General features: G+C 50.1%; 13 protein-coding genes. 2 read left to right on the top strand and 11 right to left on the bottom strand.

The window, feature by feature from the left end:
• Nucleotides 1–62: 62 nt before the first annotated feature.
• Both mutL and F4Z13_03085 read right to left on the bottom strand, forming a co-directional pair.
• The gene (gene mutL, locus F4Z13_03090; GenBank protein ID MXZ48228.1) at nucleotides 63–1,865 is read right to left on the bottom strand and encodes a DNA mismatch repair endonuclease MutL; all 1,803 of its coding nucleotides are present in this window, start codon (nucleotides 1,863–1,865) and stop codon (nucleotides 63–65) included.
• A 158-nt stretch (nucleotides 1,866–2,023) separates the two neighbouring features.
• Nucleotides 2,024–2,362 (bottom strand): GYD domain-containing protein, encoded by a 339-nt coding sequence (locus F4Z13_03085; GenBank protein ID MXZ48227.1) that lies wholly within the window; start codon nucleotides 2,360–2,362, stop codon nucleotides 2,024–2,026.
• Nucleotides 2,363–2,544: 182 nt separating this feature from the next.
• Here F4Z13_03085 and F4Z13_03080 point away from each other — a divergent pair, with 182 nt between their 5' ends.
• On the top strand, nucleotides 2,545–3,828 hold the full coding sequence (locus tag F4Z13_03080) for a hypothetical protein (protein MXZ48226.1): 1,284 nt from the start codon (nucleotides 2,545–2,547) through the stop codon (nucleotides 3,826–3,828).
• 55 nt (nucleotides 3,829–3,883) lie between these two features.
• Here F4Z13_03080 and F4Z13_03075 read toward each other — a convergent pair whose 3' ends face one another.
• Nucleotides 3,884–4,105 (bottom strand): DNA-binding protein, encoded by a 222-nt coding sequence (locus tag F4Z13_03075; protein ID MXZ48225.1) that lies wholly within the window; start codon nucleotides 4,103–4,105, stop codon nucleotides 3,884–3,886.
• Nucleotides 4,106–4,237: 132 nt separating this feature from the next.
• Between F4Z13_03075 and F4Z13_03070 the strand changes: the two genes are divergently transcribed.
• Nucleotides 4,238–4,669 carry a thioesterase gene (locus F4Z13_03070; protein MXZ48224.1) on the top strand — a complete coding sequence of 144 codons (432 nt, stop codon included), beginning with the start codon at nucleotides 4,238–4,240 and terminating at the stop codon, nucleotides 4,667–4,669.
• 17 nt (nucleotides 4,670–4,686) lie between these two features.
• On the opposite strand, the gene F4Z13_03065 is transcribed toward F4Z13_03070, so the two are convergent.
• From F4Z13_03065 to thiC, 8 genes are all read right to left on the bottom strand, one after another.
• Nucleotides 4,687–6,156, bottom strand: a complete 1,470-nt coding sequence (locus tag F4Z13_03065; GenBank protein ID MXZ48223.1) for a DegQ family serine endoprotease — start codon at nucleotides 6,154–6,156, stop codon at nucleotides 4,687–4,689.
• Nucleotides 6,153–6,665, bottom strand: coding sequence for a shikimate kinase (locus F4Z13_03060; GenBank protein ID MXZ48222.1), 513 nt, complete (start codon nucleotides 6,663–6,665; stop codon nucleotides 6,153–6,155). The genes F4Z13_03065 and F4Z13_03060 overlap by 4 nt, the downstream gene beginning before the upstream one ends.
• Nucleotides 6,666–6,671: 6 nt before the next feature.
• Entirely contained in the window at nucleotides 6,672–7,304 is a 633-nt protein-coding gene (locus F4Z13_03055) for a riboflavin synthase (protein MXZ48221.1), read from the bottom strand.
• Nucleotides 7,305–7,793 (bottom strand): signal peptidase II, encoded by a 489-nt coding sequence (gene lspA, locus F4Z13_03050; GenBank protein ID MXZ48220.1) that lies wholly within the window; start codon nucleotides 7,791–7,793, stop codon nucleotides 7,305–7,307. It abuts the gene before it with no gap.
• Nucleotides 7,794–7,857: 64 nt separating this feature from the next.
• Entirely contained in the window at nucleotides 7,858–8,439 is a 582-nt protein-coding gene (locus F4Z13_03045) for an energy transducer TonB (protein MXZ48219.1), read from the bottom strand.
• A 9-nt stretch (nucleotides 8,440–8,448) separates the two neighbouring features.
• Complete coding sequence (gene greA / locus F4Z13_03040; GenBank protein ID MXZ48218.1) at nucleotides 8,449–8,925, bottom strand: transcription elongation factor GreA; 477 nt, start codon at nucleotides 8,923–8,925, stop codon at nucleotides 8,449–8,451.
• Nucleotides 8,926–8,963: 38 nt separating this feature from the next.
• Nucleotides 8,964–12,152 (bottom strand): carbamoyl-phosphate synthase large subunit, encoded by a 3,189-nt coding sequence (carB, locus tag F4Z13_03035; protein MXZ48217.1) that lies wholly within the window; start codon nucleotides 12,150–12,152, stop codon nucleotides 8,964–8,966.
• A gap of 127 nt (nucleotides 12,153–12,279) precedes the next feature.
• Complete coding sequence (gene thiC / locus F4Z13_03030; protein ID MXZ48216.1) at nucleotides 12,280–14,160, bottom strand: phosphomethylpyrimidine synthase ThiC; 1,881 nt, start codon at nucleotides 14,158–14,160, stop codon at nucleotides 12,280–12,282.
• Nucleotides 14,161–14,211 lie beyond the last annotated feature (51 nt).

Raw genomic sequence — 14,211 nt, 5'->3', positions numbered from 1 at the left:
TTGCAAAAAGTAATTTTTCTCGGGAATTCTCGCTTGCCATCACCGTGCATCAACCTTAAGAATCAGGTTCTCTTAAACATCTTTTCAAGCATATTGTACGATATCCGGGTCGCTACCGGCCGGCCGTGAGGGCAGGCGTGTGGATTCTGAGAAGCGTCCATATCGGCAAAAAGAGTCCGCGCTTCCTGCTCCGAGAGGGTTCGGTTTGCGGTTATAGAACTGTGGCACGCCATGGTCGCGCACACAGTGTCAAGATGCCCTTCCAAGCTCTTGGGGTCCCCTAGGCCATCAAGCTCATCAAACAGGTCAGCAAAAACCCGGGCGTAATCGGAGTCCCTTAAAAACCCTGGGACGGATTTCACTCTCACCGCACTTTCCCCGAAAACTTCAAAATTAAAGCCGAGCTTCTCCATTTCTTCTGCAAACTGCTGCGCTGTATTGATTTCCCGGACCGTAAGTTCGACGACTTCTGGGATGAGAAGTTTCTGGGAGCAGGAAAAAGCTTCTTCGAGATAGGATTTTTTTATTCTCTCGAAGTTAACCCGCTCATGGGCCGCGTGCTGGTCAATAAGAATGATGCCATCCGGATCCTCGCATACAAGATAAAGCTTTCCTACCTGTCCGAGGAACCTGAGGCTTGAATAAAAGCCATCGGAGAACATATCCTCTCCTGCCGCCTCTGGAGATTTCTCAGGTATAGAGGAAGCACCGTTGTGAGGGCGTGGAGACCCCAACTCAGGATTGTGAGCAACCTGGGTGGAAGCTGCTTTTGGCGGAGACCCTGTGGCAGAGTACCCCTTGTTCTCGGAAAACCCGGGATCTTTTTGCTTCTCGTAGAAATCTTCAAGGGCCTTCTGGGTTCTTTCCCTGTAGCCCTTCATCCAAGGGGCATCGGCAAGCATGTTGCTTATCGCGCGGCGAATGCTCTGGCCAACTTCGTACTGGCTCTCGAACATCACCTCGTTTTTGGTAGGATGTACGTTCACGTCTACCAAGGCGGGATCCCTTTCAATAAAGACCGCCCCTTGAGGGTATTTCCCCTTTTCAACCATCCTTCCGTAGCATTCCATTATAATCCTGTTTATAAAACGGTCCCTTACGGGTCTTGCATTTACGTAAGTAAAGAGCCTGCGCATCGAGGAGCGTGGATCCAGAGGACTTCCTAGGAAGCCGCGCAGGGCCAGCGTCTCGTCTTCAAAGTCCACCGGGTAAAGCAGCGTGCCGGGAATTATCTGCGCTGCGCGCTGCGCAAACGAGTCGCTTGCGCCGTAGCGATGGATGGTTCTTCCACCCGAGGAGACCTCAAAAGATACCCCGGGTCGTGAAAGGGCCTCGCACTGGATAACCTCAAGAACCCTGCCGAGCTCGGTCTCCGGCCTTTTGAGAAACTTAAGCCGCGGCGGGGTGTTGAAAAACAGGTTCTTAACCTCAACGGACGAACCCACGGGAGATGCAGTCTCCTTTATCTTCCTTACGACTCCGCCTTCAATGTAGATTTCGGTACCGGATCTTGACCCCTCGGCGGCAGTTATCATTCTGAACCTTGAAACGCTGGCTATGCTCGGAAGAGCCTCGCCGCGAAAACCGAGAGTCCCTATCGAGAAAAGATCGTCAATGTCCCTTATCTTGCTCGTGGCGTGACGCTCAATGCTCATGAGGGCATCGTCACGGGACATCCCGTGGCCGTTATCAACCACCCTTACAAGCCTCTTGCCCCCGGCTTCAAGGTGTATGGATATTCTGGTTGCACCGGCGTCAATTGAGTTTTCAACAAGCTCTTTTACTACGGAAGCTGGTCTCTCGACTATTTCTCCGGCGGCTATTTTAGAGACAAGTACATCCGGAAGTGTTCTGATTCTTGCCATTAATACTTTAGAAAAGCTTAAGCAGAATAAACAGGATGAGTATGATCAGAGGCAAAATGACCGCGGCAACCGAGAAGAAGGAGAAAGCCGAGAGGGTTTTTTTCGGATGCGTCCCGAAAACGTCCCGCGACTGTTCTTCCACTACACCGAAATACTTTTTAAACATCTTTATCTTCCCCGGATGGCGTTGGGGGCGTCTTCTCCGCTCTTGCCTTATTAAGCGATTTAACCAGAGATTCGACCGAGACCGCCGGAAGAGTTACCAGCTCGACTGTTCCCCTTGAGCAGAGGTCAACCGAAACCTTCCCTATGGTCTCATTATCGGGTGCTTCCACTATGTTCACAAAATCGTATCTACCCAGAGTCGCATACTGCTCAAGAACCCTGACCCCTATGTCCTCAAGCTCCTTGTCGACTTCCTTTATTCTCCCGGGCCGCTCCTTAACGGTTTTTCTGCCCTCGGGGGTAAGTCTGCTGAGTAATATGTAAATTGCCATTGAAAAAACCCGTTGTTTCTATGAGTTGCGTCGAATCGCGCGCCGAAAAAATCTTCGGTTGCCGGTTGGGCCGTTCTAGATTTATAACCTTTTTAAAAGATATCTCAAGGGAAAAAGCCCTCCCCCGTAACTTCCATAACAAAAACTCTTCGGTATACTACTATAAACATTCTTAAGACCTGATGAAAAGCATAATTCACGCCGCGACAATCACGCTTGCCCTTCTGCTTTTTCCACTTCTTCTCTCTCTGCGAGCGGAGGTCGCTTATGCGCAGCAGCCAAATCCCCGGGAAGATCTCACCGTAACAGACTACTCGTGGAAATCCTACGGAGTGGGACGTATGGCAACACTTTCAGAAATAACCGTCGCAAACTCCGGCAAAACCAGCTATAAGAACATCAAAATCAGGATTGATCTGTTTACAAGAACTGGCAAGCTTCTGGGCTCGCTTCACGGAAAGATACACGATGAACTGCCCGCAGGAAGCCAAAAGACCTTCTCCAACTTGGATATGGGTTTCATGAACTCGGATCTTGAAGACTCTGAGGCGATGGTGACTGGCGCCGAGGTGTCGGAAAGTTCTTCGTACACAGGTGCCGAGAACGTGATTTTCATAAAGAACTGGGAGTTTGAAGGTGCGAGCTTCGGAACGGAAGGTTTCATAACGGAAATCACTCTTGAGAACACAGGAAAAACCCATTTTAAGAACATAAAACTGCTTTTAACGGAAAAAGAGGGCGAAACCAGACCGGGTAGCACTCACATGTCCTCGGTAACGATACACAACGTACTTCCCGCCGGAGAGGAAAGAACTTTCACGGGGATAAACGTCGGTTTCTCGAGCCCGAAAGCTGTTGAAAGATCTATTGTCGTCTCCGGAGCCGAGGTGATAACAACAAAGGAACTCAATTACATCCTTTCCGGTGGGGGAAGCCTTGGGGAGAGGATAAAGAAAAAAATCACCTCCGTTAGCATACTAAGAAAAAAAGACGGGGAGAAAAAAGCCGAACCGCGCCAGGAAGCACCATCCTCGGATGAATCCGAAAGCGCTTACGAAAGCGGAACCGAAAGCGTCCATCCTCCGGCCAGTTCGGTCGGCTCTACCGGTTCGGCCGCAGACAAGAACACGGAATTTTCCCAAGAACAGCCCAGAGAAGCTTTCCCCAAACACGATATAGTAATAAGGGAGTTTGAATGGGGAAGCGGAATCCCCGGGGCGACCGCGACGTTAAGCAAGCTAGTCATTGAGAACATAAGCGACATTGCTTACGAGAAAATAGTGCTTGAAATAGAATTTTTCAAATCCTCAAACACCCCTTTCGGATCAAACCGCTTCAAGATAAAAAAAGCCTTGGCTCCGAAACAGGTGATGTGGCTCAGGAATGTTCAGGTCGGATTTATAAGCAAGCTTCCCGACCCGAATCTTATAAAACTCAGAGTGGTAAAAGCAAAAGCGATCATGTAGATGATCTTAAAGCTTGTGCAGGGATGGGAAGGGGTTAAAATTCCTGGGAATTTCTCTAGTTTCCAACTAACTCGAGAGATTGCTTTATCGTTTCAACCAGCTTGTCTCTGAACTGCTCTATTCCTTCAAAGGGAACGACTATGCTTGACCTACCGCCGCTTAGTTCGGTAATCCTAAGGTACTGACCCTTGTGATTTTCCTTGACGTCAAAGAAAAACCTTTTGGATTCAATATCAACGTGGTTACTTACATGCTCCTTTTCTGTCCTTTCTTCCATCTAATTCCGCCTCCTAGAAAAATTTATTGGAACAATTATTGAGGCATGACTATAACCCCTGAAAAGTAAAAAGCAAACAATTCTTTTATAGCCCCGAAAATACAGATATATTCAGAGAGAAAACCCGCGAAAATGGCAAGAATAAGAATAGACCTACCGAGCAGATTCGTCTTTTCAACGCAAATTCCGATAAGAATAGACGACATAAATTACGGTTCTCATCTTGGGCACGACTCGGTGTTAACCCTCGCGCACGAGGCCCGCGTAAGATTCCTCGCAGCACACGGCTACACTGAGGCCGATATAGAGGGAGTGGGAATTATAATGGGAGACGTCGGAATCACCTACAGTTCGGAAGCGTTTTACGGGGACGTAATGGAAATAAGCATCGGCATCGGCGAGTATGGCAACAATTTTCTCGAACTTATCTACGCACTGGTGAACGAAAAAAACGGCAAGGAGGTCGCCAAGGTCAAGACCTCTCTCGTATTTTTTAACTACAAAGAGAGAAAAACCGTGCGGATGCCGGAGGAATTCCGAAGGAAAATCATCCCCGGAAAATAATCACCGATAGTTACCCGCTACTGTTTGTTTTTGGGAGCGTAGCCGATGTAAATCGTGTTTTTACGTTTCTTTACCAGGAAGAGATACTGCTTTCCGGGTTTCAGGCCGCTTATGATCTTGTTGTAGTCCCCAAGGTTCGCCACGGGGTTTTTGTTAACCTCCAGTATCACGTCCCCGGGACGAAATCCCGCCTCCCAGGCGGAACTGCCGCGTTCCACGTTCGTAACCAGCACCCCGGCCTTATCCTCAACGCCGAACCGTGCGGCGATATCCGGGGTGATGTCACTCAATTCAATATCTTCGTCCCGCTGGGACTCCGCAGGAGCCTCATCATCCGGCATCTCGCCGAGAACAACGGAAATTTCCTCGCGCTTCCCGTCGCGGAGAATCGTGATTTTAGAGGAAGTGCCCGGAGCCTTCATTCCCACGAGTTTGGATAAAGACGTAAACTCTTTTATAGGTTCTCCGTCAAATTTCACTACCACGTCTCCTCTTCGCAGGCCCGCTTTCTCCGCGGGACTTCCCGGGCTTATATCGGATATAAGAGCCCCGTCGGTGCTCTCATACCCCATGCCCTCGGCTATCTCCTGCGTTATAGGTTGAATAACGACTCCCAGCCACCCCCTGACCACCTCGCCTTTTTCCATGAGCTGGGATATGACCCCCTTGGCCATGTTGGTTGGGATAGAAAACCCTATTCCTTGGCCTCTGGCCGCTATTGCGGTGTTAACACCAACCACCTCCCCTCCCAGGTTAAAAAGCGGACCTCCGCTGTTTCCGGGGTTGAGAGACGCATCGGTCTGAATGAAATCATCGTAGGCCCCGAGACCCAGAGACCGTCCCTTCGCGCTCACTATTCCGACTGTCACGGTGTAGCCGAGTCCGAAGGGGTTTCCAATCGCCATGACCCAGTCGCCGATTCTAAGCCTGTCCGAATCTCCGAAAACAACGGGCTTCAGTTTTTTTTCAGGCTTTATCTTCAGAACCGCAAGGTCCGTTTTGGTGTCCTGTCCCACAATCTCGGCCGTATACCTCGATCCGTCATAGAGAACGACCTGTATATCTTCTGCCCTGCTGATCACATGGTTGTTGGTAACTATGTAGCCGTCTTTGCTGACTATGAACCCGGAGCCCAGGCCCTTTTTCCTGAACTCCCGCTCCCGGTCGTTCGGAAAAAATCTCTTGAAAAACTCCTCGAAAGGGTCCCCTTCGCCAAAATCAGGAAGCATCTTCCCCCGCTTTACGACGCTCGTGGTGCTTATGTTCACGACAGAATGCTTTTGTTTCTCGACAAGACCCGCGAGGGAGGGGAATTTTACAGAAGAGCCGGAAGAAGAAAGAAGTTCCGGGACGCTTTCCCGCGACAGGGATCCAGAGTTCTCTTCGTCATCCTCTACCTTAGCGCACGAAAGGGAACCCGCAAGTAAAAAACAGGCAGCAAAAAACAGGAAAACAGTTTTCTTCATAGTTAAAGCCTCCAGCTTCATTTGAGCATCCCAATTACTTTATCAGCAACTTCTGAAACACTCATATCATCCGTAAGAACAACATGCGGCGAGAGTTCATAAATATCTTTTCTTTTCATGAAAAGCTCATGGAACTCAGCCCTAGGGTCTTTGACGTCGAGAAGGGGCCTCCCCTTCTTGCTCCTCACCCTGTTCCAAAGGGTATCAATATCCGCCCGCAGATAGAAAACCTCACCCGAGGCTTCCATTATTTCGCGATTCTGCTGTCGCAGGACCGCACCTCCCCCCGTTGAGATCACTGCCGGGGGTGTTTTCTGCGAAAGGGCGGCGAGCATCTCAGTTTCCTTCTGCCTGAAACTCTCCTCTCCCTCCGATTCAAAGATCTCGGATACTGAAAGACCTTCGGCCCGTTCCACTTCACTGTCAAGATCGTAGAAATCCATTCGCAGTTTTCCGGAAAGCTTCCTGCCGACGCTTGTTTTGCCCGCTCCCATAAACCCCGTAAGAAAAATATGTCGTTTATCGCTCAAATCAACCTACAATTTTCTTCCGACGGGAGAACCCTCGGCATGGGGGGTTGCGCCGGAGAGCATTTTCTCAACGTACTTGCCTATTATGTCGCACTCTATATTGACTTCCCTGCCCCGGCGAAATTCGGAAAAAGTCGTCTCCCGAAGCGTGTAGGGAATTATGTTCACCGAAAACTCAGTGTCCTTTACCGAATTGACGGTGAGACTTACGCCGTCAACGGCGACCGATCCTTTTTCGACCACATATTTCGCAAGCGATTCGGGGATTGAAAAAGAAAAAACCTTGGATTCTCCTACCGGAGTAATGGACTGAACGACCCCGACTCCGTCCACGTGGCCCGTGACAATATGTCCACCCATCCTGTCTCCGACCCGAAGAGATCTTTCGAGATTCACTCCGCTCCCTGTCCGGAGGCCGGAGAGGTTTGTCCTGGAAAGCGTTTCGTGGGACGCGTCAACAGAAAAACTACCGTCTCCCGCAGAAACTACCGTAAGACATACGCCGTTTACGGCCACGCTCTCTCCCAGATCCAGTTCCCCGGCATTGATCTTCCGAACCCCGATTCTTAAAAGAACGCCCTTGTCCTTTTTTTCAAGCGTCTGGACCGCTCCAATGTCTTCAACTATACCGCTAAACATTTAATTCTCCTTGCCCCGCACCAAGACTCCAGAAATCAGGATCGAAATCGCCCCGACCGTGATCGCAGAGTCGGCTACGTTAAAAGGAGGCCAGAGCAGATCCGGGTTCCCCGGCCAGTAGACTGCAATAAAATCGGTCACGTATCCGTAGGCAAACCTGTCTATTGAGTTTCCAATAGCTCCGCCCAGCACAAAAGCAAGCCCATATCGAAAAACTCTCCGCTCCTCTTCAAGTCTACGAAGAAAGAAGAAAATCGCGATCAGCACCAGAACGAAAACAACTATGTAAAAGTAAAGCCTTATATCTTCAGACATGTTCCTTAACATGCCAAACGCGATTCCAGGATTTCGCAAATGCGTTATATCGAACCACGAAAACACGTTTATCCTCGACAGAAATGGCACGTGGGCCTTAACGAGCCACTTGGTCAGCTGGTCAAGCAATACTACCAGAAAAGATATAGCGAACACACTTAGATAATTTCTCATGGAAAAAACAAGAAATCCCGACCTCGAAGGAAAATCCCGCAAACCCCCAGCAGATGGTTAGGCCTCATTCCAGCCGAAACTCTATTGGAACCTTGACCCAGCTTGAAACCGCCTTGAAGCCTCTTTGCGCCGGGACGAATCTCCACTTCTTTACAGCCTTCAAAGCGGCATTATCAAGAACCTTGTGACCGGAGGATTTGGAGATGGTTACTTCCTCGGGTTCCCCATTTGGAAGCACACGCACATTAAGCAACACGCTGCCCTCGTAACCGCGTCTTATGGCAACCGCGGGATAGCCAGGTCTGGGGGTAAAACCGTAAGATGGTCTCGCGGTGGCATAACTCTCTTCGGGTTGCTCCTCCGGGGCGGGCTTTGCTTCCTTTTTAAGCGCTATGGAGTCATCCCGCTTTTTCACTTCCTTTACGACTTTTTCTTTTTTCTTCTTAACAACCTTTTTTCTCTTTACGATTTTTTTTGCGGGTTCGGGTTTTTTAAATTCAAAATGCCTCAGGGACACTTCTATGTGATCGCCGTATACAGGAACGCTTCTCTGCACGACAATCTTCCCCCAAGCAATAGATATAAGAACATGGAAGACAAGTGAAAACAGTATAAATTTCTTGAGATTGTCAACCGGCCTGCCCATACCAAAAGATTATTCTATATTAATAACCAGAAATTCCTTAATTCCTCCGGGAGCCCTGACCTGTATCTCGTCATCTACTCTCTTTCCGATAAGCGCGCTGCCTACCGGAGAGGTAACTGATATAAAGCCATTTTCGGGCTCGGATTCATCCTCTCCCACAAGCTTGTACTTCTTTATGTCCCCGGAATCAATATCCTCCACCGTAACCGTAAGGCCGAAAACTACCCTGTCCCGGGCAGTGATTTTCTCGGGGTCAATTACTTCCGCACGGCCAAGACGGTCTTCTACTTCCTGTATCCTTCCCTCTATGAACGACTGTCTCTGCTTGGCAGTCTCGTACTCGGCGTTTTCGGAAAGATCCCCGAGGGATCTCGCATATTCTATAAGCTTGATTACTTCCTGCCTTTCGACGGTTTTTAACCTATGCAGTTCGTCCCGAAGCTTTCTCCAGCCATCAGGAGTAATTAGAACTCTTTGGACACTCATTAATATCTCCTCCTCGCCTCAATCATACCCCAACCTAGTTAATAGTAGCTTTGCAGAGCCTTTACGTCGAGACCGATTCTCACCAAGGCCTCGATAGCACTGACTCCGGCGACCGCACCGGCGAGAGTGGTAAAGTAAGGAACATTGTTTACAAGCGCGGTCCTTCTTATCGAATATGACTGCGCGATCTCCTTTTTCCCGAAAGTGGTATTTATAACCAACTGCACCTCCCCGTTTTTAAGGTGATCGACTATGTGAGGGCGGCCCTGCTTAACCTTGTTCACCGTTCGGGAAAATATACCATTTTTATTGAGAAATTCAGATGTGCCCCCTGTAGCCATTATATCAAAACCGGTATCGCTCAGCCTCTGGGCTATATCAAGCATCTTGTCTGACTTGTCCTCGTCTTTTACGCTTATGAAGGCCACTCCGCTTGAGGGTAGGCTGTTGCCGGCCGCAATCTGGGATTTGGCAAACGCCTGGTCAAGGTCGGGAGCAATTCCCATGACCTCGCCGGTGGATTTCATTTCCGGTCCCAGAATCGTATCAACTTCCGGGAACTTGACGAAAGGAAAGACCGATTCCTTTACGCAGTAGTGCTTCGGGACGATTTCCTCCGTATAGCCGAGTTCCTCAAGAGATTTTCCGGTCATCACTTTGGTCCCTATCTTGGCCAGCTGAACCCCTATGGCCTTGCTCACGAAGGGAACGGTGCGGCTTGCCCTAGGATTTACCTCGATTATGTAAACCTCTCCGTCCTTTACGGCAAACTGGATGTTAACAAGCCCTTTTACATCCAGAGAAAGCGCAAGTTTTTTCGTCTGGGATTTTATTTCCTCGACAATTTCAGGTTCCATCGAAAACGGGGGCAGAATCGCCGCACTGTCTCCGGAATGAACCCCTGCTTCCTCGATGTGCTCGAGCACTCCGCCCACAACAACGGTTTCCCCGTCGCAAACTGCGTCCACGTCGACTTCCTTCGCGTCCTTTAGGAACTTGTCTATCAATATTGGGTGGTTCGGTGAAACGCTCGCGGCTTCCCGTATGTAAGTTCGAAGAGATTCCTCGTCGTAAACTACCTCCATGGCACGACCGCCCAAAACGTAAGACGGGCGGACCATGACCGGATACCCTATTTCGCGGGCTATGCCAATGGCTTCCCCCTCGCTTCTTGCGGTGTCGCTTTGAGGCTGGAGAAGTCCCAGATCCGAAACGAGCTTTCTGAACCTGTCTCTGTCCTCGGCAAGATCTATGCTCTCGGGGGAAGTTCCTATTATTTTCACCCCCTCCTCCTCAAGCGCGAGGGCCAGGCGGAGTGGGGTCTGGCCTCCAAGATGAACTATGACTCCCCATGGATCTTCCCTTCCTATAAGAGCCAAAGTGTCTTCAAGCGTAAGCGGTTCGAAATAAAGCCTGTCCGAGGTGTCGTAATCCGTGCTCACGGTCTCGGGATTGCAGTTAACCATAACGGCCTCGTACCCTTCTTCCCGGAGCGCAAAAGACGCGTGCACGCAGCAGTAGTCAAATTCTATGCCTTGACCTATGCGGTTCGGTCCCCCGCCGAGTATCACAACTTTTTTCCTGTCCGTGGGGAGCGCTTCGCTTTCACTCTCGAAAGTCGAGTAGAGATAAGGTGTGTAAGCCTCGAATTCGGCGGCGCAGGTATCAACCATCTTAAAAGCAGGCTCAATTCCCTCGCGCAGACGGAAATTCCTCACTTCCCCTTCTTCCGTGGAAAGAATCTTTGCGATCTCAATGTCGGAAAAACCATGGCGCTTGGCCTGAAGTATGGTCTCGCGGTTAAACCCGTTCCTAGCAATATCAGATTCGAAATCGACAATCTGTTTTATATTCCGAAGAAACCACGGGTCTACGTGAGAGATCGAGTAGATTTCCTCCAAGTCCATGTCCAGACGAAATGCGTCGGCTATGTACCAGAGACGCCGAGGGGAGGGAACCCTGAGTTCTTCCCTTACCTCTTCGAGGTCATCAGACACCTTCTCGAAACCATAGGAATCTATCTCAAGAGATCTCATCGCCTTCTGCAGGGACTCCTTAAAAGTCCTTCCGATGGACATGGCTTCACCCACGGATTTCATCTGCGTGGTAAGAGTCGGGCTCGTCTGCGGAAACTTCTCAAACGCAAACCTTGGTATTTTCACCACAACGTAATCTATCGTCGGTTCAAAAGACGCGGGGGTATACTTCGTTATATCGTTTGAGATCTCATCGAGCGAATAGCCGACCGCAAGCTTCGCGGCTATCTTGGCAATCGGAAACCCGGTGGCTTTTGAGGCAAGCGCGGAGCTTCGCGAAACCCTCGGGTTCATCTCTATTACCATCATCCGCCCGTCTTTGGGGTTAACAGCAAACTGGATGTTAGAGCCGCCGGTTTCAACGCCGATTTCCCTTATTATCGCTATGGACGCGTCGCGCATATGCTGGTATTCCTTGTCGGTAAGGGTCTGCGCAGGAGCCACCGTTATGCTGTCTCCCGTGTGAACACCCATAGCGTCGAAATTCTCTATGGAGCAGATTATGACGACATTATCCATGTGGTCCCGCATCACCTCATACTCAAATTCCTTCCACCCCACTATGGATTCCTCTATGAGTATCTCGCTTGCCGGAGAGCTTTCGATTCCCGCCCTGGCGAACTCCTGGAATTCCTCCCTGTTGTAGGCAACGCTTCCTCCGGTTCCGCCAAGGGTAAAAGAAGGCCGTATGATGACCGGAAACCCTATCTCGCCCACAACGTCCCAAGCTTCTTCCATGTTATGCGCTATACCGCTTTTCGGCACCTCAAGACCTATGTCCGCTATGGCTTTTTTGAAAAGATCCCTATTCTCGGCTTTTTTTATCGCAGGGATTTTTGCGCCTATGAGTTCCACGCTGTGGCGCTCGAGCACGCCTGACTCGGCAAGCGAAACGGCAAGGTTAAGGGCCGTCTGTCCGCCTATTGTGGGCAGAAGGACATCGGGCTTTTCCTTCTCTATTATTTTTTCCAGTATTTCGGGAACGAGCGGTTCCACGTAAGTATTGTCGGCAAAGTCCGGGTCGGTCATTATTGTGGCCGGGTTGCTGTTTACCAGAACCACCCTGTAGCCTTCTTCTTTCAGCACCTTGCACGCCTGGGTGCCTGAATAGTCAAACTCGCAGGCCTGTCCTATAACTATCGGACCGGAGCCGATGACCATTATGGTTTTTATGTCAGTTCGCTTGGGCATGGAACGGAAGAGCTCGTAAAAGGTTGCAAATATATACTTAATAACGCGCTGACAGGCAATGATGTCGGACGTGAGATCAAATTATAGTTATGACAAACCACCCCAATCTTTTGACCTAACATAAAACCTAATCAGGCCGCTCAACGTATATCTCTTTCCCCTTCTCCTCAAATTCCCTCGCCTTGGAATCAAGCCCTTTCTGAACGGCGTCCATCTCCGAGAGACCCTGCTCTTTTGCGTAATCCCTTATATCCTGCGTGATTTTCATCGAACAGAATTTCGGACCGCACATGGAGCAGAAATGCGCAACCTTGGCCCCTTCGGCAGGGAGAGTCTCGTCGTGAAATTCGCGCGCCGTATCCGGATCAAGAGAGAGATTGAATTGATCATTCCACCGGAATTCAAACCTGGCCTTGCTGAGCACGTTGTCGCGAAGCTGCGCTGCGGGATGACCCTTCGCAAGATCCGCCGCATGCGCGGCGATCTTGTAGGTTATAACCCCGTCCTTTACGTCCTTTTTGTTTGGAAGACCGAGATGCTCCTTTGGGGTAACATAGCAGAGCATTGCGGTTCCGTACCAGCCTATCATCGCTGCCCCTATGGCAGAAGTTATGTGATCATAGCCGGGCGCTATGTCGGTAACTAGAGGACCCAGAGTGTAAAAGGGAGCCTCTCCACATATCTCAAGCTCCTTGGTCACATTTTCCCTTATCATTTGCATGGGAATGTGTCCCGGACCTTCTATCATGACCTGAACATCGTGCTTCCAGGCTATCTGGGTAAGTTCCCCAAGGGTATCAAGCTCGGCAAACTGCGCAGCGTCGTTCGCATCAGCTATGGAGCCCGGCCGAAGGCCATCACCCAGAGAAAACGCTATGTCGTATGCTTTCATTATCTTGCAGATCTCTTCGAAATTGGTGTAGAGAAAGCTTTCCCTGTGATGCGAAAGACACCACTTGGCCATTATCGACCCGCCTCTTGAAACTATCCCCGTAACCCTGTCGACGGTAAGCGGAATGTAGCGAAGGAGCACTCCCGCATGTATCGTGAAGTAGTCAACTCCCTGCTCTGCCTGCTCTATGAGGGTATCCCTGTAAATCTCCCAAGTAAGTTCCTCCGGTTTTCCCTTAACCTTTTCAAGCGCCTGGTATATGGGAACGGTTCCCACGGGAACCGGGGTATTTCTTATTATCCACTCTCTGGTTTCGTGGATGTTGTCCCCGGTCGAGAGGTCCATTATGGTGTCGGCTCCCCACCGGCATGCCCAGACCGCTTTTTCTACCTCCTCCTCAATGCTTGAGGTAACGGCGGAATTTCCGATGTTCGCGTTTATTTTCACGAGGAAATTACGCCCTATTATCATGGGCTCGCTTTCCGGGTGGTTTATGTTGTTCGGAATTATGGCACGCCCCGCGGCAACTTCCTCCCTGACAAAGTCGGGGGTGATGCAGCCGGTCTGAATGCGCGCGTCGAAATCCACTCCCTCGTGGTAAGCCCCGAGCTGTCCGTAGACCTCCCTAAGCTCGTCGATTCTCTGGTTCTCCCTTATGGCAATATACTCCATCTCGGGCGTTATGATTCCCTTTTTCGCGTAGTGCATCTGGGTTACGTTTCGCGAAGGCGAGGCACGAAGGGGCTTTCTTATGTTCCCGAAGGTTATCCCGTTTGCCCTCTCAAGCCTTTTCCTGGCGAATTCCGAGGAGAAATCGGGCAGTTCCGAGACATCTCCCCGTTTCCTTATCCACTTTTCGCGAAGCAACGGCAGACCCCTGTGAACGTCAATGTCAGCTTCGGGGTCAGTATAGGGACCGCTTGTGTCGTAAAGTGTTATCTTGAAGCGGTCAGCATCTGGGGCATCCGAGAGAAAATCGTCGGTTTCAACCTCCCTCATGGCCACCTTTATGTCGTGGATTTTTCCGCCCACATATATCTTTTTTGATTTGGGAAAAGGGTCTCTGGTTATCACGGACCCGGTAGGTATTTTCTCTTTTTTTCGAGAAGAACTCATGAGCAAAGACTCCCTTGGCAAAAACGCTTCGGACATTGATTAGTTTAGGGG

This window comes from Candidatus Dadabacteria bacterium, assembly GCA_009837205.1.
Lineage (GTDB): Bacteria > Desulfobacterota_D > UBA1144 > Nemesobacterales > Nemesobacteraceae > Nemesobacter.
Note: the sequence above shows the minus strand (reverse complement) of the source record. Positions and strands in the feature narration are given on the sequence as shown.

Coding starts and splice junctions, on each gene's coding strand:
- mutL (MXZ48228.1), bottom strand. CDS start 1,865: ATGGCAAGAATCAGAACACTTCCGGATGTACTTGTCTCTAAAATAGCC.
- F4Z13_03085 (MXZ48227.1), bottom strand. CDS start 2,362: ATGGCAATTTACATATTACTCAGCAGACTTACCCCCGAGGGCAGAAAA.
- F4Z13_03080 (MXZ48226.1), top strand. CDS start 2,545: ATGAAAAGCATAATTCACGCCGCGACAATCACGCTTGCCCTTCTGCTT.
- F4Z13_03075 (MXZ48225.1), bottom strand. CDS start 4,105: ATGGAAGAAAGGACAGAAAAGGAGCATGTAAGTAACCACGTTGATATT.
- F4Z13_03070 (MXZ48224.1), top strand. CDS start 4,238: ATGGCAAGAATAAGAATAGACCTACCGAGCAGATTCGTCTTTTCAACG.
- F4Z13_03065 (MXZ48223.1), bottom strand. CDS start 6,156: ATGAAGCTGGAGGCTTTAACTATGAAGAAAACTGTTTTCCTGTTTTTT.
- F4Z13_03055 (MXZ48221.1), bottom strand. CDS start 7,304: ATGTTTAGCGGTATAGTTGAAGACATTGGAGCGGTCCAGACGCTTGAA.
- lspA (MXZ48220.1), bottom strand. CDS start 7,793: ATGAGAAATTATCTAAGTGTGTTCGCTATATCTTTTCTGGTAGTATTG.
- F4Z13_03045 (MXZ48219.1), bottom strand. CDS start 8,439: ATGGGCAGGCCGGTTGACAATCTCAAGAAATTTATACTGTTTTCACTT.
- greA (MXZ48218.1), bottom strand. CDS start 8,925: ATGAGTGTCCAAAGAGTTCTAATTACTCCTGATGGCTGGAGAAAGCTT.
- carB (MXZ48217.1), bottom strand. CDS start 12,152: ATGCCCAAGCGAACTGACATAAAAACCATAATGGTCATCGGCTCCGGT.
- thiC (MXZ48216.1), bottom strand. CDS start 14,160: ATGAGTTCTTCTCGAAAAAAAGAGAAAATACCTACCGGGTCCGTGATA.